Source organism: Martinezella rhizogenes, assembly GCF_027460065.1.
GTDB lineage: Bacteria > Pseudomonadota > Alphaproteobacteria > Rhizobiales > Rhizobiaceae > Agrobacterium > Agrobacterium rhizogenes_C.
This window is the reverse complement of record NZ_JAPYZZ010000020.1, coordinates 1-21,152: the sequence shown is the minus strand read 5'-3', so window position 1 is coordinate 21,152 and position 21,152 is coordinate 1. Positions and strand designations below refer to the sequence as shown.

The 21,152-nt window shown below is 59.5% G+C and carries 20 protein-coding genes and 1 pseudogene; 12 read left to right on the top strand and 9 right to left on the bottom strand.

The features are described 5' to 3' along the window. The first annotated feature begins 329 nt into the window (after positions 1–329). Together mgtE and O8B93_RS23325 are read left to right on the top strand one after the other, a co-directional pair. Positions 330–1,757 (top strand): magnesium transporter, encoded by a 1,428-nt coding sequence (gene mgtE / locus O8B93_RS23330; RefSeq protein WP_080825069.1) that lies wholly within the window; start codon positions 330–332, stop codon positions 1,755–1,757. Positions 1,758–1,828: 71 nt separating this feature from the next. After that, positions 1,829–2,215, top strand: a complete 387-nt coding sequence (locus O8B93_RS23325; RefSeq protein ID WP_269712227.1) for a MerR family transcriptional regulator — start codon at positions 1,829–1,831, stop codon at positions 2,213–2,215. Between the two features lie 284 nt (positions 2,216–2,499). Here the strand turns inward: O8B93_RS23325 and O8B93_RS23320 are convergent, their stop codons facing one another. Beyond that, on the bottom strand, positions 2,500–3,465 hold the full coding sequence (locus O8B93_RS23320; protein ID WP_269712226.1) for a heparan-alpha-glucosaminide N-acetyltransferase: 966 nt from the start codon (positions 3,463–3,465) through the stop codon (positions 2,500–2,502). 91 nt (positions 3,466–3,556) lie between these two features. Beyond that, positions 3,557–4,249: a DUF599 domain-containing protein gene (locus tag O8B93_RS23315; protein ID WP_269712263.1), complete on the bottom strand. Its 693-nt coding sequence runs from the start codon at positions 4,247–4,249 to the stop codon at positions 3,557–3,559. A 502-nt stretch (positions 4,250–4,751) separates the two neighbouring features. Here O8B93_RS23315 and cobU point away from each other — a divergent pair. Next, entirely contained in the window at positions 4,752–5,273 is a 522-nt protein-coding gene (gene cobU / locus O8B93_RS23310) for a bifunctional adenosylcobinamide kinase/adenosylcobinamide-phosphate guanylyltransferase (protein WP_269712225.1), read from the top strand. Between the two features lie 55 nt (positions 5,274–5,328). Here cobU and O8B93_RS23305 read toward each other — a convergent pair whose 3' ends face one another. From O8B93_RS23305 to O8B93_RS23295, 3 genes are read right to left on the bottom strand one after another with little or no spacing between them, the layout of a single operon-like run. Beyond that, the gene (locus O8B93_RS23305) at positions 5,329–7,404 is read right to left on the bottom strand and encodes a mechanosensitive ion channel family protein (protein WP_269712224.1); all 2,076 of its coding nucleotides are present in this window, start codon (positions 7,402–7,404) and stop codon (positions 5,329–5,331) included. Next, positions 7,401–8,018, bottom strand: a complete 618-nt coding sequence (locus O8B93_RS23300; RefSeq protein WP_269712223.1) for a ParB-like protein — start codon at positions 8,016–8,018, stop codon at positions 7,401–7,403. The genes O8B93_RS23305 and O8B93_RS23300 overlap by 4 nt, the downstream gene beginning before the upstream one ends. Further along, on the bottom strand, positions 8,015–9,628 hold the full coding sequence (locus tag O8B93_RS23295) for a SulP family inorganic anion transporter (RefSeq protein WP_269712222.1): 1,614 nt from the start codon (positions 9,626–9,628) through the stop codon (positions 8,015–8,017). The genes O8B93_RS23300 and O8B93_RS23295 overlap by 4 nt, the downstream gene beginning before the upstream one ends. A gap of 344 nt (positions 9,629–9,972) precedes the next feature. Between O8B93_RS23295 and ccoN the strand changes: the two genes are divergently transcribed. The 4 genes from ccoN to ccoP are packed head-to-tail and all read left to right on the top strand — an operon-like array spanning position 9,973 to position 13,369. After that, complete coding sequence (ccoN, locus tag O8B93_RS23290; RefSeq protein ID WP_269712221.1) at positions 9,973–11,595, top strand: cytochrome-c oxidase, cbb3-type subunit I; 1,623 nt, start codon at positions 9,973–9,975, stop codon at positions 11,593–11,595. 10 nt (positions 11,596–11,605) lie between these two features. Beyond that, positions 11,606–12,337 (top strand): cytochrome-c oxidase, cbb3-type subunit II, encoded by a 732-nt coding sequence (gene ccoO / locus O8B93_RS23285; RefSeq protein ID WP_137003548.1) that lies wholly within the window; start codon positions 11,606–11,608, stop codon positions 12,335–12,337. Between the two features lie 12 nt (positions 12,338–12,349). After that, entirely contained in the window at positions 12,350–12,502 is a 153-nt protein-coding gene (locus O8B93_RS23280; RefSeq protein WP_003525003.1) for a CcoQ/FixQ family Cbb3-type cytochrome c oxidase assembly chaperone, read from the top strand. Between the two features lie 3 nt (positions 12,503–12,505). After that, positions 12,506–13,369: a cytochrome-c oxidase, cbb3-type subunit III gene (gene ccoP / locus O8B93_RS23275; protein WP_269712220.1), complete on the top strand. Its 864-nt coding sequence runs from the start codon at positions 12,506–12,508 to the stop codon at positions 13,367–13,369. Positions 13,370–13,423: 54 nt separating this feature from the next. Here the strand turns inward: ccoP and O8B93_RS23270 are convergent, their stop codons facing one another. From O8B93_RS23270 to O8B93_RS23260, 3 genes are read right to left on the bottom strand one after another with little or no spacing between them, the layout of a single operon-like run. Continuing rightward, a complete protein-coding gene (locus tag O8B93_RS23270; RefSeq protein WP_269712219.1) occupies positions 13,424–13,870 on the bottom strand; it encodes a VOC family protein in 447 nt (148 codons plus the stop codon). Positions 13,871–13,886: 16 nt separating this feature from the next. Next, positions 13,887–14,243 (bottom strand): VOC family protein, encoded by a 357-nt coding sequence (locus O8B93_RS23265; RefSeq protein ID WP_269712218.1) that lies wholly within the window; start codon positions 14,241–14,243, stop codon positions 13,887–13,889. Positions 14,244–14,254: 11 nt separating this feature from the next. Then, positions 14,255–14,659 carry an SRPBCC family protein gene (locus tag O8B93_RS23260; protein WP_269712217.1) on the bottom strand — a complete coding sequence of 135 codons (405 nt, stop codon included), beginning with the start codon at positions 14,657–14,659 and terminating at the stop codon, positions 14,255–14,257. Between the two features lie 119 nt (positions 14,660–14,778). Between O8B93_RS23260 and ccoG the strand changes: the two genes are divergently transcribed. From ccoG to gndA, 5 genes are all read left to right on the top strand, one after another. Further along, positions 14,779–16,362 carry a cytochrome c oxidase accessory protein CcoG gene (ccoG, locus tag O8B93_RS23255; RefSeq protein WP_269712216.1) on the top strand — a complete coding sequence of 528 codons (1,584 nt, stop codon included), beginning with the start codon at positions 14,779–14,781 and terminating at the stop codon, positions 16,360–16,362. Further along, on the top strand, positions 16,359–16,859 hold the full coding sequence (locus O8B93_RS23250; RefSeq protein ID WP_269712215.1) for a FixH family protein: 501 nt from the start codon (positions 16,359–16,361) through the stop codon (positions 16,857–16,859). The genes ccoG and O8B93_RS23250 overlap by 4 nt, the downstream gene beginning before the upstream one ends. Continuing rightward, positions 16,856–19,147 (top strand): cation-translocating P-type ATPase, encoded by a 2,292-nt coding sequence (locus tag O8B93_RS23245; protein WP_269712214.1) that lies wholly within the window; start codon positions 16,856–16,858, stop codon positions 19,145–19,147. The genes O8B93_RS23250 and O8B93_RS23245 overlap by 4 nt, the downstream gene beginning before the upstream one ends. After that, positions 19,144–19,305, top strand: a complete 162-nt coding sequence (gene ccoS / locus O8B93_RS23240) for a cbb3-type cytochrome oxidase assembly protein CcoS (RefSeq protein ID WP_269712213.1) — start codon at positions 19,144–19,146, stop codon at positions 19,303–19,305. Before O8B93_RS23245 ends, ccoS begins: the two co-directional genes overlap by 4 nt. Before the next feature lie 152 nt (positions 19,306–19,457). Beyond that, positions 19,458–20,888, top strand: a complete 1,431-nt coding sequence (gndA, locus tag O8B93_RS23235) for an NADP-dependent phosphogluconate dehydrogenase (protein WP_269712212.1) — start codon at positions 19,458–19,460, stop codon at positions 20,886–20,888. Positions 20,889–20,921: 33 nt separating this feature from the next. Here gndA and O8B93_RS23230 read toward each other — a convergent pair. Beyond that, positions 20,922–21,152 (bottom strand): annotated as a pseudogene (locus O8B93_RS23230) (IS110 family transposase); the annotation flags it as partial.

The window sequence follows — 21,152 nt, the reverse complement described above, 5'->3', positions numbered from 1 at the left end:
AATCTTCAGAAGCCCCGATCCGGGCCGGCTGTCAATGTCTTAATTGTGCATCGCGGCAGAACCTTATTCGCCCGTTCGACAATTGAAATGGGAACGGCGTAAAGGGGGTGGACGTTGTCGCAAAACAAGCCGCAAAGATTGGCGAAACATGCTTTGGGCCATTGGCTGGGACCCCGCCGGCGGATAGGAAGAGGAATGTTGAATGGATTTTTCGCCGCAGTCGGGAAGCTTGCGTACCTGCAGCTATCCGGTTGTTGACAATATGCTTTTTAACGCCATTCTGCCTGCGCATCCGTGCGCTGCGGCATTTGAATACGAGGGGACGCCAGATGACAGACCGTGACGACGATCCTGTCGCGCCCGACGACGTAAAGCCGGCAGAAGCGCTCTCCGATATTTACGCGGAAGATGGGTCCGTCCGCTCCGATTTTCTGGCGATGGTGGGCGCTGCGATCGCCGATCGCGACCTGCTTTTCCTGCGCAAGAATGTTGCGCGGCTGCATGAGTCCGAGCTCGGCGACGTGCTAGAATCCATCCTGCCGGAACAGCGCCACGCGCTGGTCAGGCTTTTGGGTTCCGATTTCGACATGACGGCGCTGACCGAGGTGGATGAGGGCATCCGTCTCGATATCGTCGACCAGATGTCGAACGAGCAGATCGCCGCCGGTATCGGCGAGCTCGACTCGGACGACGCGGTCTACATTCTCGAAGACCTCGACGACGAGGACCGCGAGGATATTCTCTCGCAGTTGCCGTTTACCGAACGCGTGCGGCTGATGCGGGCGCTGGATTATCCGGAAAGCTCGGCCGGTCGCCGCATGCAGACGGAATTTGTCGCCGTGCCGCCGTTCTGGACCGTGGGGCAGACCATCGACTACCTGCGCGAAGAAGAGGAACTGCCCGAATCCTTCTCGCAGATCTTCGTCATCGACCCGACCTTCAAACTGGTCGGCGCGCTTGATCTGGACAGGGTGCTGCGCGCCAAGCGTCAGGTGAAGATCGAAACGATCATGCACGAGACCAACCACTCCATTCCGGCCGAGATGGACCAGGAAGAGGCGGCGCAGCTTTTCGAGCAATATGACCTTCTCTCCGCCGCCGTGGTCGACAATAACGGCCGATTGGTCGGCGTTCTCACCATCGATGACGTGGTCGACGTCATTCAGGAAGAGGCGGAGGAGGATTTGCTGCGTCTCGGCGGTGTGGGTGACGAAGAACTGTCGGACAGTATCGTCAGCACCTCACGCTCCCGCGTGCCCTGGCTTGCGGTCAACCTGCTCACGGCCTTTCTCTCCGCTTCCGTCATAAGCCTGTTCGATGCGACGATCCAGCAGATCATTGCGCTCGCAATCCTGATGCCGGCGGTGGCTGGCATGGGCGGCAATGCCGGCTCGCAGACCATGACCGTCTCGGTGCGGGCGCTCGCCACCAAAAGCCTCGATATTCACAATGCCGCACGCATCATCCGGCGTGAGGCGGGGGTGGGCATCCTGAACGGCATGCTGTTCGGCTGCGCCATCGGCATCGTCGCCGGGGTCTGGTTTCAGGATATCCATATTGGCGGCATCATCGCCACGGCCATGTGTCTCAACATGCTGGCGGCGGCGCTGGCAGGCATTCTCATACCACTGGTTCTCGACAAGTTCGGCGCTGACCCCGCCGTTTCCTCCGCGGTCTTCGTGACGGCGGTGACCGACATTGTCGGCTTTTTCGCCTTTCTGGGAATCGCGACCTGGTGGTACGGTATTTCCGGATAGGTGAGGTGGGCAAAAATTGACTTTTACGTGAAGGTCAAATAATATCTTCCGACCATGAATCGGATAGGCCTTTGGACAAGTATTATAGCATAACCGAACTGACACGCGAATTCGGTGTTTCCACCCGCACCTTGCGATTTTACGAGGACGAGGGGCTGATTCACCCTGAGCGTCGCGGGCGCACCCGGCTGTTCAGGGCTGCGGACCGCCGCCTGATCCAGGAAATCCTGCGTGGTCGCCGTATCGGTTTTACGATCTCCGAGATTCGTGAAATCATTCACGTCTACAAAGAACCGCCAGGCGAATCGGGCCAGCTGGTGATGCTGATGAAGAAGGTCGACGAAAAGCGCGCCGATCTCAGGCAGAAACGCAAGGACATCGAAGAGACGCTGGCGGAGCTCGACAATGTCGAAGAAGCCTGTCTGACGCGGCTTGCCGAAATCGGCGTGGGGACTTGAAAGCAGCGCGTGCTGCTTGGTTCTTCAGTGATTTAACGCCGAAAACGGGCTAAAGCCTTCTATCTTTACCGCATTCCTTTGAGGGGCGATCGCTAGAGCGGTGATGGGCCGCGTTGGAGCGAGCGCACGCCGCTTGTTTCTTCTCCCCGCCGGGGAGAAGGTCGCGGCAGCGGGATGAGGGGGCGAGCTCTCCGTATGTCTCTGCGCTTGCCCCCTCATCCGACCCTTCGGGCCACCTTCTCCCCGGCGGGGAGAAGAAACAAGCGGCAAGCCCTGACGTCTCCCTACTGCGCCTCAACCGTGCACTGTTGCGCTACTTCGCTGACCTTCGTCTGCTGATCCGCGCTGAGCTTGCCATCCATCATCAAGTCGAACAGGTTTTCTGCCTGCAGCTTTTCCAGCGTGCAGCCACAGAAACGCTGGCACAGTTCCGCCCCGTTTGCCTGCTCGACGCAGCTTTTTTCGCAGCTCGATTTATAAAGCTCGACCTGATCGACCGGCGGAGGCGGGGCGACGAGGGAGAGTGTATAAACGAGGCCAATCAGCACCGGCTGGTGGATGAGGTAGAAGGCGAGACTGTGGCGGCCGGCGCTGGCGATGAGATTGCGCGGCGAGCTTGGATTGCGAAAACGATCAAGCCAACCGCGTGGCGTGACGAATTGAGAAACCGCAAGGCCGCCGAGGAAAGGCGCAAGCCAGGGCAGCAGCGGCACGTAGTCATTCGAGCGCGGCGGCATGGTGGAAAAGCCGATCCAGGCCAGCCATTTTGCGTTGAAAAGATCGGATTGCAGATATTGCGGCAGGATAAACGCAATGATCGCGAAAAGCAGCGTCACGGGCGCGGGTGCCCGCAGGAACAGCAGTCCCACGAGGCTTGCGGCAGCGATATTGTGCAATATGCCGAAGAAGATGAAGCTGTCCGGGAAGGCGAAATAGGTGGCTACGGTGATGAGCAGGGCCGAACCGGCCACCATCGCAAAACGTTTGCCGAAGGACGGCCAGTTCAGACCCTTGCCATGGGCGAGAAACAGGCTGAAGCCGGCCAGAAACAGGAAAGAGCTGGCGATTCCGCGCGCATAAAGCTTCCAGAGACCCGTGGTTGCCGTGCCGGGTTCGAGATAGCCGAAATATTCCAGATTCCATGTGAAATGGTAGGACGCCATGGCGAGGAGGGCGATCCCTCTGAGCGTATCCAGCCCGCCTATGCGGCCTTTGCGGCGGGTTTCGTTTGCGGCTGCGTCTGTGTCCATGTTTTCCGCTTTTTCAGCTTTTCGAGGGGCCGGCATTCACTTGGATATGCTTGAAATGACGTGTGGGCTTGGCCTTTTAAGTGCGGCTATTTCAAGGCCGGGTTTCTTCCATGATGGCGCGGCGGGCCTCTGAAAAGAACTGGCGGCGCAACAGCGCGACGATGATGATGACGGTGCTGGCAATGAAGACATAGGGGCTGATGAACCAGCCGAGATAACCGATGGAAAGGAAGATCGTCCGCAGGCCGTCATTGAAGTTCTTAGCAGCGATGATGTTCATCTTTATGACGTTTTCAGCCGCGCGCTCCGCCGCTTCGCGATCCGTATTGACGTCATGGACCATGGGAATGGCGCCAAACAGGATGGTGCAATAGTTGAACAGGCGATAGGACCAGCCGAATTTGAAGAAGGAATAACCGAACAGGCAGGTGAGCCCTATGACCTTCATTTCAAAGGCCGTGCGCCCGGCATAATGCACGAAGGGCATGTCGCGAAACACCGATTCGACCTGTTCCGTGGCTCCCAGAAGGGCGAAACAGCCGCCGATGGCGAAGATGGAGGTGGAAGCGAAGAAAGCGGTGCCATTCTGAAGGCCTGCCATGATCTGCGTATCGATCATCTTCAGGTCGCGCTTCAGCGAATTCATGATCCAGTCGCGGCGGCGCTCGGCCATGGCCTGATTGAGGCTGGCGCGCGAAAACAGCCGCGTTCCCGTCGTGACATGGGTATAGCCAACCCATAACAGGATGAAAACGACGATCGAGATATAGTCCATGACGGTCATCACGGGCAGGCCACCTTGCTGTTTCACGAATCTTCGAAAGCATATTGATTTGAAGGCCATGGCAAGGCAATGGCGGCGATTGCCGTCACCGGATATTCTCTTCCTGCGTTGCCGCCGTACCATTCGGATTTTCGCTAACGTTCCGGTAACCAAGTCGCTTTATCAATCACTTCGCGGACGACAGGTCTGCCGGTTCCGGGTCAGGTTTTGCGTACCGGTTCCGTGTGATTTCCCGGCACGACCGCCGCCGATTGACAGGGCGGGCTTTCGCACCTAGCCTTTCATCAGGACCGGTGTTTCCGGCATCCGGGGTCATCAGGGCTTTTGATGTCCCGCATCCTGCGGGCGGGTCTTGTTTCTCCGATCCGGTATCAGCGGCAGTCCGGCATGAGCAACCGGGGGACGCCTTTTTCTACGAATCGTTCCCTTCATGACCGTCTGTCTCTGGCTTGCGACATCGCAAAGATGCCGGTCCGCTTCATTCTTTCCTTTCAGGTTTCCAATGACAGATAAAAACCGCTCCGTTTTCATTCTTGGCGGCGCGCGCTCCGGCAAGTCGCGTTTTGCCGAAGAGCTTGCGGGAAAAGCCGGTGGGCGCCTGCATTATCTTGCTACTGGCCGGGCATGGGATGACGAGATGCGGGACCGTATCAGCCATCATCAGGAACGGCGCGGCGGGGAATGGACCACCCATGAAGCGCCGGTCGATATTGCCACCGTGCTGCAGCGGCTCGACAGCCCGGAAAATGTCATCCTCATCGACTGCCTGACATTATGGCTCACCAATCTGATGATGGAGAATGCCGATATGGAGACGGCCTTCACGGGGCTGGAATCGGCAATCGCATCGCCGCGTGCAAAGATCATCCTCGTCTCGAACGAGGTCGGTCTCGGCATCGTGCCGGAAAACCGCATGGCGCGCGAATTCCGCGATCACGCCGGCCGACTGCACCAGCGCATCGCGGCCATTGCCGGCGAGGTCTATTTTGTCGCCGCCGGTCTGCCGCTGAAGATGAAGGGCTGAAACGGGAGCCGGCCCCGAGCCTAACGTTTTCGGGAGCTGTTCGGTCTATTGTCCACTAGGGCCTGAAATTATCGGTCATTTCCGATGGCGGCTCCTCGGGCGGTTGTGGACCTGACTTTGGTTTTCCGGGAGAGGTGCCGCTCATCGTCGCGAATTCGATGCCGTTCTTCTCAAAGGCATCCTTCAACATCGAATAGGCTTTTCGGCGGATGATCGATTGCTGACCGTTTGGTTTCACCATCATGCCGAAGCCGAGCGTCATGCCGTAGTCTCCGAACTGTTCGACACCCTTGAGCTTGACCGTCTCGATGAGCATCGGCCCGAATTCCGGGTCATCCTTCAGTGCCTTGCCGATCTCGCGGGTAATCGATTTCACTTTTGTGAGGTCCGTATCAAAGGCAACGGTGACAAGAAATTTGTCGATCGACCAGTCGCGGCTCATATTTTCGACAGCGCCGAGCGATCCGAAGGGCACGGTATAGATCGGTCCGCGATGGTGCCGCAGTTTCACCGAGCGAATGCTGAAAGATTCTACGGTTCCCTTGTATGAACCGCTCTGAATATATTCACCCACCCGGAAAGCGTCGTCGATCATGTAGAAGACGCCGCTGATGATGTCCTTCACCAGTGTCTGCGAACCAAAACCGATGGCGATCCCGAAAATTCCTGCGGAGGCGAGCAGGGGCCCTATGTCGACGCCAAGTTCGGACAGAACCGTCATGACGCTGACGGCGCCAATCAGAATTCCCAGCATGTTGCGCAGGATCGGCAGGATTGTCTGCAATCTGTCGTCCGAGGCAGGCACGCCATGCTCGCTCGTCGCCGGTGCATTCATCTCCAACCGCCGCGCAATCACGGTCTTGATCGCCACCCAGAAGATATCCGCAAAGAGCAGGACCAGAATACCATGCAAGAGGCCCGTGAACATCGCGCTCACGGTCGATCCGCCCGGAAGCGCGCCCGGATGGTTCCTGATGAGGAACAGGAGCCATATGACGGCGGCGCCCAGCACCAGCAGCCGGACACTGCGTTGCGCCAGAACCGGGCGGAAGTCCGTTTCGGAATAACCGCCCATCGCGGTCGCGGTTTTTCGCGCTGCTATTCCCAGCGTGCCGACGGCACCGGGAAGAACCAGCGCAAAAAATCCCAGCCAGAAAAATACGCCGGCACCTGCGATCCAGACAGCAAACAGGATGAGCAGGTAAAAGGTGAAGGCCACATCCAGCGACCGCCGGCGTTCGGTATTCGCGTCCGCCTGCGGCTGGCGCCAGATAAAATAGACACCAAGGGCGAAGAGCGCCGCGATCATCGCATAGGAGATGAGTTTGACTGCGGCAGCCGTTACCCCGAGGCTGACAAGCATGCGCAGCACGGCCCAGCAGACGATCGCCACGGCCAGAAGATCGAAAGAGCGCGTCAGCCAGAATTGGCGCCGTGAATTCAGACCGTCATTGATGACCCGTTTCAACAGGTCGACGACCGCTTTAACGAGCGGAAGGCCGATGCTGACCGCAAGCCAGGGAAGTAGCACCGCACTCAGGAGTGGTGGCCACGGAATGGTGAAAAACATGATCGTCGCCGAAAGGCCATATCCCACCACGGGCAGCAGGCGTCTCGAGGCTGTCGCCAGCGCAAATTCGGCGACATTGCCGGGCAGGGCGCGCGCGGTGCGGGCGGCGGTTATCAAGTAGGTCGCGATCCCTGCCGCGATTCCCACTCCGAAAAGCAGCGCGACATGGGCGAGGAAACGGAGAATGCCATAGGCCTCGATTTCATTGACGAGCGTTCCCCCCGCCTTCGACAATTCACCTGGTATCGCCGGGGCATCATCCGCCAATCGTGCCAGATGTTCGCGTCGTTTGCTTGCCCACTGGTCGAGCACGCTTATGTTGCCGTCATCAGGTGCGGCCACATCAGACGTATCTGACAGCCGCTGCGCCAGCAGGCTGCGAACATCATCCTGCCCCATGAGGTTGAGGAGCTGATCGACTTTCTGTTCCGTGGCCTGATTAGTCGGATTTGCGGGCGTTGCGGTCTGGGCGAAGACGGTGGAGGAGGAAAACAGGCAGAGCGCCAGATATAGAGCCGGCCGGCAGGCGCAGAACCTCAAAAGGCGGGATAAAACATTCATTCCTCAACCCCACACCAGCCCGGAAGATGCCGGGCGTCCCTTGATTTCGCCAGTTTCATCGCTTCGGCCAGTGCTTCGTCGAAGGAGTCGACGAGGAGATCAGGATCAATTCGACGTCGCAGAAAATCGGCCCAGCCGAATTCGGAGAAGGGAATAACGACTTTTGCGTAACCGCCAGCCATGCGCAGGGCTCCGGCTAGCGATCGAAAAGGATCATCCTCGAGATCATTTACGTTTTTCGGGATGTCGCCGGGTTGCCGCCGCAGGCCCTGAGCATCAAAGGGATAGATCAGGTTGCGATGGTCCATCACCGACCAGAACTCATCCTTGCCAAGGTGGGAAAACTTGGCGACCACGCTTGTCAGCACATGTTCCACGCCCTCCTTGGACAGTGCGAGAACGAGGTGATGATGGTCGATGAGATAAATCCTGTCCTTGGGACCGGCCACGACCGGAACGATGTGGCTCCCCAGGAACCCGTCTCCGTCTTTTTTCCTGGTTTCACGCCACTCCTTTCTTTTCAGCTCGACCTCGCGGAAGCCGACGGCGATTTGCGTCGGTCGCAGTTTTTCGATGGCAATACGGGACAGGCGGGGCTCATAAATATGCGTCATTTTTCCTCCTTGAGGCCGTCCATCGCGGCAACGGCATCATCAACGCTGTAGTTTGCCCGACGCAAAAGATCGTCTCCGCCACCGGCGGCGACAACGTCGCGCACCGCGTCATGCATTCGGGCGTAGCGAATTCCAATGTTGCGCCCGCGCAGGCTGGCGTCGAATTCCAGCAACGCCTCGAGGGCTGTCGTATCGAGTTCAAATGTCTCTTCGAGGCTGATGATGACGGCGTTGATGTCAGGGCTCGCGAGTATGCGGCGGGTGATTTCCGCGAATGTCGGCTCGGCATTTCCGAAGAAAAGCGGTTGCGCCGGGCGCAGGACGAGCATGCCGGCCGGCTCCGCGGCATCCGGATGCCGCTTCACGTCAACGAAGTCGTGGCTCGCGCCGAGGCGGCCGAGCATCACGATGCGCGGGGAGGAAAGTCTTTGCAGGAACACGGCGAAAGACAGCACGATTGCTGCCAGCATCCCGTTGAGCACGCCAAGGAAAAGCACGCCGGCGGTTGCCGCCAGGGCAAGCACGAGGTCCTGTCTCAGCCGCCAAAGCCTGAAAAACGGAGATGGATCCAGCGCATGAAGCAAGGCCACGATGATGATGGCGGAAAGGGCGGCATGCGGGATATAGGCAAACCAGTCGGCCGCCGCAAAAGTGAAGCCGGCGAGCCCGATTGCCGCGATTGCCGAGGCCATTCCCGTGCGCGGATTGGCTGCTTCGCTCGCGGCGCCGGCGGAAAACCCGGCCCCGACGGGCATTCCCTGCAAGGCGGCACTCGCGATATTCGCAATACCAAGCGTTTTCAGCTCACGATTGGCATCCACGTTTTCCCCGTGCCGTAACGACAGGCCGCGTATTGTTCCCCAGGATTCGGCAAACAGGATCAGCACCAGAGGCGGGGCGAAACGCGCCACATGCGCCAGTTCGTCGAACGAGATCGCGGTGAAATTTCCCCAGATACCGGACAGATCGATTGTGCCGACAACATCGACGCCGCGTTGCTGCAAATCGAACAGGACCGAGATGGGGATCGCCAGCGCAATGATGATCAGGCTTCCCGGAAGCTGCGGATACCGTCGTGCGAAAAGCAGCAGGACAAGGGCGCCGATGCCGATCGACAGGCTGAAACCGTTCCATTGGCCGGGATTGGTCAATATCTGCCAGATCGCCTCGAATGTGCTGGCCCCTGATTCCGGCATGCCGAAGATCACGGGGAACTGTTTGAGCGAGATGAGGATCGCCAGCCCGAAGGCGAAGCCACGCAGCACGGGCCTTGAAATGATGCTCGACAGGGCGCCCAGCCGCAACGTGCCGGCGGCAAGGAACAGGAGCCCGACAAGAAACACCGCGACGGCGACCAGCAGCATTTTCTGCCCGGGCTGAGGCACGAGCGCCGTCAGCATGGCCGCAAGGATCGCGGCAGATGACGAGGTGGGCGAGATGATGGCGAAACGGCTCTGGCCAAGAAGGGCATAAACAAGACAGCCTGCCATGGCCGCATATAATGCATGTTGTGGCGGAACGCCGGCTATGCCGGAATAAGCGATCGCCTCCGGTAACATCAGCCCGGCGACGGAAAGCCCCGCGAGAATATCCCGCCCATTGTTACCCATGCCGCACCGTGATCCTCACCGGAGTTCTCGCGCCAAACACGACAATATCAGGATTAGCGTGAAGTCTCGATGGAAATCCAGTGGCTTGGCAGCGCGGATCGATGGATTTCGAGCATGACCGAAACCGCTTCGATAAGGCCCGGCTTTTTGTTCTTCCGCAATTCCTTTCACGAAACCGAACCCTGTTTTATCGGGGCTGCGACAGCTTTGCTTTCTTGATCTGGATCAAGGTGGCGTTGCCCTGCCGGTGGCAATGCTCCAACCGACGCAAAGGCGCGTTTCCGCTCTCCCAGGCGCACAACCTGCCTTTCGTCGGTCGGCTTGCACGTTGGGGGAAACCAACAATGAATTACACGTTAGAAACCGCGATCGTGGCCCTCGGGGCCTTTCTCGCGTTGCTTGGGGCAGCTTTTGCCCATGACAGTCTTTTCGCCGCCCATATGTGGGTGCTGTTCTTTACACTTGTGGTCAGCACGGTGCTTCTGTTGCGCCGTGTCTCCTTCGCGCCTGTCGATCCGGCCGCGCTCGCCCGCCGCAAGTCGGAATATTTCGACGAGGTGGTGAAATACGGCGTCATCGCCACCGTGTTCTGGGGTGTCGTCGGTTTTCTGGTCGGGGTCGTGGTGGCGCTTCAGCTTGCCTTTCCCGATCTCAATGTCGCACCCTATTTCAATTTCGGCCGCATGCGGCCGCTGCACACCTCGGCGGTGATCTTCGCTTTCGGTGGAAATGCGCTGATCGCCACGTCCTTTTACGTGGTGCAGAGAACCTGTCGGGCGCGCCTGTTCGGCGGCAATCTCGGCTGGTTCGTGTTCTGGGGCTACAACCTCTTCATCATCATGGCCGCCACCGGTTACCTGCTCGGCATCACCCAGGGTCGCGAATATGCGGAGCCGGAATGGTATGTCGATATCTGGCTGACCATCGTCTGGGTCGCCTATCTCGTGACCTTCCTCGGCACGATCTTCATGCGCAAGGAGCCACATATCTATGTGGCGAACTGGTTCTATCTCGGCTTCATCGTCACCATCGCCATGTTGCACATCGTCAATAATCTGGCGGTGCCCGTGTCGTTCCTGGGCGTCAAGAGCTATTCGGCGTTCTCGGGCGTGCAGGATGCGCTGACGCAATGGTGGTACGGCCATAACGCCGTCGGCTTCTTCCTGACGGCCGGCTTCCTCGGCATGATGTATTATTTCATTCCGAAGCAGGTGAACCGCCCGGTCTATTCCTACCGCCTGTCGATCATCCACTTCTGGGCGCTGATCTTCATGTATATCTGGGCCGGTCCGCACCATCTGCACTATACCGCGCTGCCCGACTGGGCGCAGACGCTCGGCATGGTGTTCTCGGTCATGCTGTGGATGCCTTCATGGGGCGGCATGATCAACGGCCTGATGACGCTTTCGGGCGCATGGGACAAGATCCGCACCGATCCCGTCGTGCGCATGATGGTGATGGCGGTAGCCTTCTACGGCATGGCGACCTTCGAAGGTCCGATGATGTCGATCAAGGCCGTCAACTCGCTCAGCCATTATACCGACTGGACCATCGGCCACGTGCATTCGGGCGCACTCGGCTGGAACGGCATGATCACCTTCGGCGCGATCTATTACCTGACGCCGAAAGTGTGGGGCAGGGACCGTCTCTACAGCCTGCAACTGGTCAACTGGCACTTCTGGCTCGCCACGCTCGGCATCGTCGTTTACGCCGCCGTCATGTGGGTGGCCGGCATCCAGCAGGCTCTGATGTGGCGCGAATATGATAGCCAGGGCTTCCTCGTCTATTCCTTCGCGGAATCGGTCGCAGCGTTGTTCCCCTATTATGTGATGCGTGCACTGGGCGGCCTGATGTTCCTCAGCGGTGCGCTGATCATGGCCTACAACGTCACGATGACCATCCTCGGTCATCAACGCGAAGAGGGCGCCAGCAAGGGCGCGGCTCCTTCGCTGCAGCCTGCTGAATAAGGAGAGGCCGATGTCCATACTTGACAAACACGGCGTCATCGAACGCAATGCCACGCTGCTTCTGGTCGGCTCGCTGCTGGTCGTCTCCATCGGCGGTATCGTGGAAATCGCACCACTCTTCTACCTCGAAAACACCATCGAGAAGGTGGAGGGCATGCGGCCCTACACGCCGCTGGAACTGGCCGGGCGCAACATCTACATCCGCGAGGGATGTTACGTCTGCCATAGCCAGATGATCCGGCCATTCCGCGACGAGGTGGAGCGTTACGGGCATTACAGCCTGGCGGCGGAATCCATGTATGACCATCCGTTCCAGTGGGGTTCCAAGCGCACGGGGCCAGACCTCGCGCGCGTCGGCGATCGTTATTCGAATGAATGGCATGTGCAGCATCTGGCCGATCCGCGCTCGGTGGTGCCGGAATCGATCATGCCGTCTTACGCTTTCCTCAAGACGACACCGCTGAAGATCACGGATATTTCGATGGAGCTGAAGGCCAACCGCGCAGTCGGTGTGCCCTATAGCGATGAGATGATCGAGAAGTCCGCAGCCGATCTTGTCGCTCAGGCCGACCCGAATGCGGATTCGTCGGAACTTCTGGCGCGTTACCCGAAGGCGAAGGTCGGCGATTTCGACGGCGATCCGGCCAAGCTTACCGAAATGGATGCTCTGGTCGCCTATCTGCAGATGCTCGGCACGCTGGTCGATTTCTCGACCTATGACGATGCCGCCGGATACCGGTGAGGAGGCGAGACGATGGAAACCTACACTGCCATGCGCCACTTCGCCGATAGCTGGGGCCTGCTTGCCATGACCCTGTTCTTTGCCGGCGTCGTCGTTTTTACCCTTCGCCCCGGCTCCAGACAAGCCGCGGACGATGCCGCCAGCATTCCGCTCAAGGAGGACTAGGATATGTCCGAAAAACACATTGATGACATCAGCGGCGTCGAAACCACCGGCCATGAATGGGACGGCATCCGCGAGCTGAACAATCCCATGCCGCGCTGGTGGGTCTGGACCTTCTATTTCACGATCCTCTGGGCCATCGGCTACACCATCGCCTATCCGGCTTACCCGCTGATATCAGGCGCGACAAAAGGGTTGCTCGGCTGGAGCAGCCGCGGCGAAATCGCCGCCGAAATTGCCGATGCGAAACAGGCGCAGAGCGTCTATGTCGACAGAATCGCCAATTCCTCGCTTGCCGAAATTCAGGCGGACCCGACCCTGATGCAGTTTGCCCTTTCCGGCGGTGCAGCCGCTTTCAAGGTCAATTGCATTCAGTGTCACGGTTCGGGCGCGGAAGGTGGGCAGGGTTATCCCAACCTCAATGACGACGACTGGATGTGGGGCGGCAGCGTCGATGATATCTACACGACGGTCAAACACGGCATTCGTTTTGCCGATGATCCTGATACGCGCGCTTCGGAAATGCCTGCTTTCGGCGACATTCTGAAATCGGACGAAATCCGCGAGGTCGCCGCCTATGTCGTCAGCCTTACCGGCACGCCTTCCAACCCGGCGCTGGTGGAACCCGGCAAGCAGCTCTTTGCCGACAATTGCGCCTCGTGCCACGGGGAAGACGCCAAGGGCAATCGCGAATTCGGCGCGCCCAATCTGGCCGACGCGATCTGGCTCAAAGCGCATGGGGAAGAGGGTATCGGTGCGCAGATCCGTTCGCCGAAGCACGGGGTCATGCCCGCCTGGGGTGAGCGTCTTGGCGATACGACTGTCAAACAGCTGGCGATCTTCGTACATTCGCTTGGTGGGGGCGAATGAGGCAAGTAGGATGTAAAAAAGGGCGCCGGGAGGCGCCCTTTTTTATTGTTCAGATCAGGCGTTTTCCGCCCGTCCATCCGCATATTCGGCTGGTCCCTTCAACTCGATCTTGTTGCCGAAGGGATCACGGAAATAAAACGAATGTCCCATCCCTCTCGCGCCGCCGTGAAAGGCTTCCTGTTCTATCGTGACGTCAAATTTCGCCAGATGGGCGCGAAGCGCATCATGGTTCAGAGGGCCGGTCGCTATGCAGATGTGATCGACATTACGTCCTCCGGCGACGGGCGGAGCAGCCTTTGTGCCACCGGGATGCGTGACATCCCACAGCACGATCAAGGCATTTCCGCACCAGACCTGTTCCATCCCGAGAGCAGGGTAAGAGTAGCCATCCCTACACCCCAGTACGTTTCGGTAAAAATCGAGCGCCCGCGTCATGTCGTCGACGATGAAAACGATATGATCGATACCGACCAACGAAAAAGGCGGTGTTGTCAAAGTCATGGCGGGCTCCTGCCGATCAGTTTTTCGACCAGACGGCCAGTTCGTATCCATCCGGATCGGTGAAATGGAAACGCCGGCCACCGGGAAAGGCGAAGATCGCGACGCTGATCTGGCCGCCGGCGGCCTCGACACGCCGCTGCACATCCTCGATATCGGCGGCGTAGAGAATAACGAGCGGTCCGCCCTTGGCCGAAACCGGCGCGGTGGTGGTGAAGCCGCCCGTCAGGCGGCCGTCGGAAAATTCGCAATATTGCGGACCGTAATCCTTGAAGGTCCAGCCGAACGCGCCGCCGTAAAATTCCTTGGCTCGTTCGATGTCGGCGACGTTAAATTCGATATAGTCGATGCGCCGGTCATTGGCATTTTCTGTCATCATTTACTCCATCAATCCGCTTCAAGCAGCGATTTCAGCGTTTCGAGATCGGCCATGATCGCGCTCGCATCCTGCTCGAACTCCTCGTCCGTCATGCCGTCAAGCCGAAGCAGCGTGAAGCTCACTTCCGCGCCGCTGCCATTCGGCGTTACCCGAAGCGCGTTATAGACCTTCAAGCCGTCAGGCAATGTGACGACATGATCTATGACGCCGAATCCGTTGGCCGGCGCGAAATTGACACGCACCTCGCCAAGCGGCCCGCCATCGGCGATCCAGTCGTTGCCGTCAGGCTTCAGCCCGCCGCCCAGACCTGCCGCCCAGCGCGGCATGTTCTGCGGGTCGGAGGCGAAACCATAGACCTGTGCCCACGGCTTTTCGACTGACAGGTGAATGATTCTCGACTGCATGACAGGCATCTCGTCCTCCCTCTGCGGCGCGGTCCCTCCCTGCGCCACTTTGTCGTCACTTGATGTAAGTCAAGGATGTTTCCCCGCTGAGATGGGAGAAAGCAAGGAGATAAAAATGGACTCCTATCATGAACATCTATCGCGCCGGACAGGATCGCCCGCAACAGCCCGTCGAAAGGCTGGAGGCGGAAGCCGTCAATTCCGCAAAAACGCGCAAACCGCTTTACGAAGCGCGCAAGAAGATTTTTCCGAAGCGCGCCGAGGGCCGGTTCCGGCGGTTCAAATGGCTGGTGATGCTGGTCACGCTCGGCATCTATTATCTGACGCCTTTCCTGCGCTGGGACCGCGGTCCCTATGCGCCCGATCAGGCGGTATTGATCGATATCGCCAACCGACGCTTTTATTTCTTCTTCATCGAAATCTGGCCGCAGGAGTTCTTTTTTGTTGCCGGCCTGCTGGTCATGGCGGGGCTGGGGCTGTTTCTCGTCACATCAGCCGTCGGGCGTGCATGGTGCGGTTACACCTGTCCGCAGACCGTCTGGGTCGACCTGTTTCTGGTGGTCGAACGGGCGATCGAGGGCGACAGGAACGCCCGCATGAAACTGGATGCGGCGCCCTTCACATTTGGCAAATTGCGCAAGCGGATGCTGAAACATGCGATCTGGCTGGTGATCGGCGTTCTAACCGGCGGCGCCTGGATTTTCTATTTTGCCGATGCGCCGACGCTGGCGATGCAGTTCATGACCGGGCAGGCGCCGATGATTGCCTACTCGACCGTCGCCACGCTGACCGCCACCACCTATGTCTTCGGCGGGCTGATGCGGGAACAGGTGTGCACCTACATGTGTCCCTGGCCGCGCATCCAGGCGGCGATGCTGGATGAGAATTCGCTTGTCGTTACCTATAATGACTGGCGCGGTGAACCGCGCTCGCGGCACGCCAAGAAGGCTGCGGCAGCTGGGGAGAGCATCGGCGATTGCGTCGATTGCAATGCCTGTGTTGCGGTCTGTCCCATGGGCATCGACATCAGGGACGGGCAGCAGCTGGAATGCATCACCTGTGCGCTCTGCATCGATGCCTGTGACGGGGTGATGGACAAGATCGGCAAGCCGCGCGGGCTGATTGCCTATGCGACGCTGTCCGAATATCAGTCCAACATGGCGCTGGCGACCGGCAATGGCGAATACACCATCCGCCCCACCAATGTGCGTGAGGAGGACGGCAGTTTCAGCAAGCGTGTCCGCCACTTCAACTGGCGCATCATCTTCCGGCCGCGCACGCTGCTTTATACCGCCATCTGGGCTGCCGTTGGCATCGGCATGCTGTTTGCGCTGGTGACGCGCGAGCGGCTGGCGCTCAATGTCCTGCACGACCGTAATCCGCAATATGTGCTGGAATCAAACGGGTCGATCCGTAACGGCTATACCGTGCGCATTCTCAACATGGTGCCGCAGCCGCGCATAATGAGCCTGACGATAGAAGGCCTTCCCAATGCGGTGATGAAGATAAACGGCATGCCGGATACGGCTGCGCGCGCCTTCGAGGTGACGGTGGAGCCGGATGAGGCGACGACGCTGAAGGTCTTCGTCACCCTGCCGGGCAAGGATATCGCGCGGGCGGCGGAAAACTTCGAATTCATCGTCAGCGATACGGCCGGCCACGAAACGGCCCGTTACGATGCGGTCTTCAATGCTCCGGGAGTGAAAAAATGACAGTCAACAATCGCCAGACATCCGGCTTCGTTTTCACCGGCTGGCACATGCTCGGCGTCATGGTGCTGTTCTTCGGCACCATCATCACCGTCAACATGATCATGGCCTGGAATGCGGTCCACAGCTGGAGCGGGCTCGTCGTGCCCAACACCTATGTCGTCAGCCAGCAGTTCAATGCCAAGGCGGAAGCCGCCAAGGCACGGGCCGCAACCGGCATCAAGGGCAGGCTCGTGGTGAATGAGAAGACCGTGCGTTACGAGGTTTTCCATCCGGAAAAAGGCCCGATCGATACAGACACGGTGACGGCGCATTTTCGCCGGCCTGTGGGTGAAAGCCAGAATTTCGACATGGAACTCACCCCGGCCACCACCGGCGTCTTTACCGGCGCACATGACATGCTACCGGGGCAATGGATCGTCGAGGTCACCGCCGTCAAGGACGGTCGTGTCATCGTGCATGAGGGCACGCGGATCGCCGTCATCAGGGGGCGCAAATGAGCTGCTGCGCACCGGGAACGGAAGGTTCGCTTCAACTCGGCGAGCCGGTCAATCCACCATCGTCGGAGGAATTGCTGCTGGCGAGCCGCGATCTGGGGCAGGGGCTGCGTCAGACCGATCTCAGCGTGCCGGATGTTTATTGCGGCGCCTGCATCACAACCATCGAGACTGCGCTTAACCGTTTGCCACAGGTGGAACGGGCGCGGGTGAACCTGTCGTCCAAACGTGTGGCGGTTGTCTGGAGGGAAGAGGTCAATGGCGTCAGGACCGATCCCGCCGAGATTGCCCGTGCAATCCTGTCGACGGGATACCGCACACATCTTTTTGCCAGCGGGCAGGATGCTTCGGACGCGTTGCGCTCGCAGCTGATCAGGGCGGTGGCGCTGTGCGGTTTTGCCTCCGCCAATATCATGCTTCTGTCCGTCTCCGTCTGGTCGGGGGCGGATGCGGCGACGCGCGACATGTTCCACTGGATTTCGGCGATGATTGCCGCGCCGGCGCTGATCTATGGCGGGCGTTTCTTCTATCAATCTGCCTGGAACGCGCTGAAACACGGCCGCACCAACATGGATGTGCCGATCGCGCTTGCCATCACGCTCTCTTATGCCGTTTCGCTGTGGGAAACGATCCATCACGGTGAACATGCCTGGTTCGACGCGACCGTATCGCTGCTGTTCTTCCTGCTGATCGGCCGCACGCTGGACCATATCATGCGCGACAAGGCGCGCTCGGCCATTGCCGGATTGGCCCGGCTGTCGCCGCGCGGCGCGACCGTTATCGGGGAGGATGGAACGCGGGAATACCGCCAGCTTGCCGATGTTCGACCCGGAATGTCGATTGCGATTGCGGCGGGTGATCGTGTGGCGGTGGATGCCGTGGTCGTCTCTGGCAGCAGCGATCTCGACATGTCCATCGTCAATGGTGAAAGCGCATCGCGTCGCGTTGCGGCAGGCGACAGCCTGCAGGCCGGCACGCTCAACCTCACCGGTTCGCTCACCGCTCGGGTGACCGCCTCGGCCAGAGACTCCTTCCTGTCGGAAGTGATCGGGTTGATGGAGGCGGCCGAAGGCGGGCGGGCGCGTTACCGCCGTATCGCCGACCGCGCCGCAAGCTATTATTCACCCGTGGTGCATCTTCTCGCGCTGGTGACGTTTCTCGGCTGGGGCATTTTTGGCGGGGACTGGAAACAGGCGATGCTGATTGCCATTGCGGTTCTCATCATTACCTGCCCCTGTTCGCTCGGCCTTGCCGTTCCCGTCGTGCAGGTGGTGGCCGCTGGACGGCTCTTCCGGCACGGCATCATGGTCAAGGAAGGCTCGGCCATGGAGCGGCTGGCCGAAATCGACACCGTGCTGTTCGACAAGACCGGCACGCTGACCGTTGGTAAACCGAGACTAGTCGAGACAGGTGATGTGAAGTCGGCCACCATGGCAATTGCGGCGGGACTTGCTGCCCATTCGCGTCATCCTCTCTCGAAAGCCCTGCATGCCGCCTATAACGGTGCCTTGCCGGCCTATGAGTTGGTGCGGGAAATTCCAGGCTCGGGTGTCGAGGCCGAGACGGAAGCCGGCATCTACCGGCTCGGCAATCGCCGTTTCGCCTGCCCGGACGAGACACCGACCGACAATGGCGATGCGCGGTCGGAAGTGGTGCTGTCGCTCGATGGCTATCAACTGGCAAGCTTCGGTTTCGAGGATAATCCGCGCGCGGGTGCGGTTGCGGCTTTGCGTAATCTCTCAGCGCGGGGCCTGATGCAGGAAATCGTTTCGGGTGACCGGGCCGCCGCCGTCAGCGCCATGGCGCAGCGGCTGGGGATCGGCAACTGGCGTGCGGACCTGTCGCCGAAGGACAAGGCGGCGCGCTGCGCCGAACTTGCCGGCGAGGGTCGCAAGGTGCTGATGGTGGGAGACGGTATCAACGACGCGCCGGCGCTTGCTGCTGCGCATGTGTCCATGGCGCCCGCCACCGCCGCCGATATCGGCCGGCAGGCCGCCGATTTCGTGTTCATGCAGGAGGATCTCGATGCCGTGCCTTTCGCGATCGAGACATCGCAGCGGGCAGGACGGCTGATCCGGCAGAACTTCGCGCTTGCCATCGGCTACAACATCATCGCCGTGCCGATTGCGATTGCCGGTTATGCGACGCCGATGATCGCGGCCATCGCCATGTCGACGTCCTCGCTGATCGTTGTCGCCAATGCCCTGCGGCTTGCCGGTACGGCTGAAACCGTCCGTCCTCAGAACCAAGCGAAGACCGGATTTGCAGGCGAGGGGGCGCAACTGGCATGAACATGCTGATCTATCTCATTCCCGTCGCGCTGTTTCTGGGCGCGCTTGGGCTTTTCGCCTTCCTCTGGTCGGTGCGCTCAGGGCAGTATGAGGATATGGACGGGGCGGCCTGGCGGGCGATAGACGATGGTGATGACCGGCCCCGGCCATCATCTTGAGGGCAGGTGCTGTTGCTGTTTCGACCTGTCGCAAATATGCAAAGCTGATTTGCGTCATCAAAATTTAATCGTTTCAGTCGCCCCTAGCCTTGCCGTTTGCCTATTACAGTGCCACAACACGACCACCAAAAAGCAAGATGGAGGCACATCCCTTGGAACAGGCAGAAATCGGTTTGATCGGTCTCGGCGTCATGGGCTCGAACCTGGCGTTGAACATCGCGGAAAAGGGCAACAAGATTGCCGTATTCAACCGAACCCCTGAAGCGACGAAAAAATTCTACGCCGAGGCGGGTGAGTTGCAGGGACAGTTGATCCCCTGCGAAACCATAGAGGAATTCGTCGCCGCCATTCGTCCTCCGCGCCCGATCATCATCATGATCAAGGCCGGCGATCCGGTTGACCAGCAGATGGAAATCCTGAAGCCCCATCTCGCCAATGGCGACATCATGATCGATGCCGGCAATGCCAATTTCCGCGATACGATCCGCCGTTTCGACAATCTGAAGGATAGCGGCCTCACCTTTATCGGCATGGGCGTTTCCGGCGGTGAAGAAGGCGCGCGTCACGGACCGTCGATCATGGTCGGTGGCACCGAGGACAGCTGGAAGCGTGTCGAGAAGGTGCTGACCTCCATTTCCGCCAAGTATAATGACGATCCGTGCGTGGCATGGCTCGGCAATGACGGCGCTGGCCACTTCGTCAAGACCATCCACAACGGCATCGAATATGCCGACATGCAGATGATCGCTGAAATCTACGGCATCCTGCGTGATGGCCTTGGCATGAGCGCCGTCGAAATCGCCGATGTCTTCGCCGAATGGAACAAGGGCCGTCTGAATTCCTACCTGATCGAAATCACCGAGAAGGTTCTGCGCGCCGCCGATCCGATCACCGGCAAGCCGATGGTCGATCTGATCCTCGACAAGGCCGGCCAGAAGGGCACCGGCAAGTGGTCGGTCATCGAGGCGCAGAACATGGGCGTCGCCGCAACCGCCATCGAGGCGGCCGTGGCTGCCCGTATTCTCTCCTCGCAGAAGGATGAGCGCGAAGCTGCCGAGAAGATCTTCGGCCTGCCGACCCTCGCGGCGGCACCGGCTGACAAAAAGGCCTTCATCGCCGATCTGGAAAGCGCGCTTCTGGCCGCGAAGGTCGGCGCTTATGCGCAGGGCTTCGCCATCATGTCGGCCGCATCGAAGGAGTTCAACTGGAACCTGCCGATGCCGACGATTGCCCGCATCTGGCGCGCCGGCTGCATCATCCGTTCGGAATTCCTCGATGAGATCACCTCGGCCTTCACCAAGGATCCGCATGTGGCCAACCTCATCGTAACGCCTGCCTTCGCCGCCATCGTCAAGGATACCGATGCGCCGCTGCGCCGCGTGGTTTCCTACGCCGTGCTCTCCGGCCTGCCGGTTTCGGCGCTGGCCTCGGCACTAGGCTATTTCGATGCCTATCGCCGTGGCCGCGGCAGCGCCAACCTCATTCAGGCACAGCGCGACTTCTTCGGCGCGCATGGTTTCGAACGCACCGACGGTGTCGACAAGCCGCACGGCCCATGGGGCAGCGGCGCCGATATTTTCTGATCGGTTGAAACGATAAAAACAAAAGCAACGGTGTTACGCGTCAAGCACCGTTGCATTGTGATCACGCATTCTTGCATTGAGAATGATGATCATCTTGCGCATGACGGCGACGAGGGCGACCTTTCCGGGTTTGCCCTTTGCCTTCAACCGCTGGAAGACGGCTCTCATGTTCGGATCAAAACGAATGGCTGGTAAGGCTGCGACGTAGAGAGCGTCTCTGATCGGCTTTCGTCCGCCTGATATCATTCGCTTGCCACGCATCTG

Bases quoted from the DNA above. Each gene is read 5' to 3' on its own strand.
- O8B93_RS23260 (WP_269712217.1), bottom strand. From the start codon at position 14,659: ATGCCTGTCATGCAGTCGAGAATCATTCACCTGTCAGTCGAAAAGCCG.
- O8B93_RS23305 (WP_269712224.1), bottom strand. From the start codon at position 7,404: ATGAATGTTTTATCCCGCCTTTTGAGGTTCTGCGCCTGCCGGCCGGCT.
- ccoN (WP_269712221.1), top strand. From the start codon at position 9,973: ATGAATTACACGTTAGAAACCGCGATCGTGGCCCTCGGGGCCTTTCTC.
- O8B93_RS23295 (WP_269712222.1), bottom strand. From the start codon at position 9,628: ATGGGTAACAATGGGCGGGATATTCTCGCGGGGCTTTCCGTCGCCGGG.
- cobU (WP_269712225.1), top strand. From the start codon at position 4,752: ATGACAGATAAAAACCGCTCCGTTTTCATTCTTGGCGGCGCGCGCTCC.
- ccoP (WP_269712220.1), top strand. From the start codon at position 12,506: ATGTCCGAAAAACACATTGATGACATCAGCGGCGTCGAAACCACCGGC.
- O8B93_RS23250 (WP_269712215.1), top strand. From the start codon at position 16,359: ATGACAGTCAACAATCGCCAGACATCCGGCTTCGTTTTCACCGGCTGG.
- ccoO (WP_137003548.1), top strand. From the start codon at position 11,606: ATGTCCATACTTGACAAACACGGCGTCATCGAACGCAATGCCACGCTG.
- O8B93_RS23270 (WP_269712219.1), bottom strand. From the start codon at position 13,870: ATGACTTTGACAACACCGCCTTTTTCGTTGGTCGGTATCGATCATATC.
- O8B93_RS23265 (WP_269712218.1), bottom strand. From the start codon at position 14,243: ATGACAGAAAATGCCAATGACCGGCGCATCGACTATATCGAATTTAAC.
- ccoG (WP_269712216.1), top strand. From the start codon at position 14,779: ATGAACATCTATCGCGCCGGACAGGATCGCCCGCAACAGCCCGTCGAA.
- O8B93_RS23280 (WP_003525003.1), top strand. From the start codon at position 12,350: ATGGAAACCTACACTGCCATGCGCCACTTCGCCGATAGCTGGGGCCTG.
- O8B93_RS23300 (WP_269712223.1), bottom strand. From the start codon at position 8,018: ATGACGCATATTTATGAGCCCCGCCTGTCCCGTATTGCCATCGAAAAA.
- ccoS (WP_269712213.1), top strand. From the start codon at position 19,144: ATGAACATGCTGATCTATCTCATTCCCGTCGCGCTGTTTCTGGGCGCG.
- mgtE (WP_080825069.1), top strand. From the start codon at position 330: ATGACAGACCGTGACGACGATCCTGTCGCGCCCGACGACGTAAAGCCG.
- O8B93_RS23245 (WP_269712214.1), top strand. From the start codon at position 16,856: ATGAGCTGCTGCGCACCGGGAACGGAAGGTTCGCTTCAACTCGGCGAG.
- O8B93_RS23320 (WP_269712226.1), bottom strand. From the start codon at position 3,465: ATGGACACAGACGCAGCCGCAAACGAAACCCGCCGCAAAGGCCGCATA.
- O8B93_RS23315 (WP_269712263.1), bottom strand. From the start codon at position 4,249: ATGACCGTCATGGACTATATCTCGATCGTCGTTTTCATCCTGTTATGG.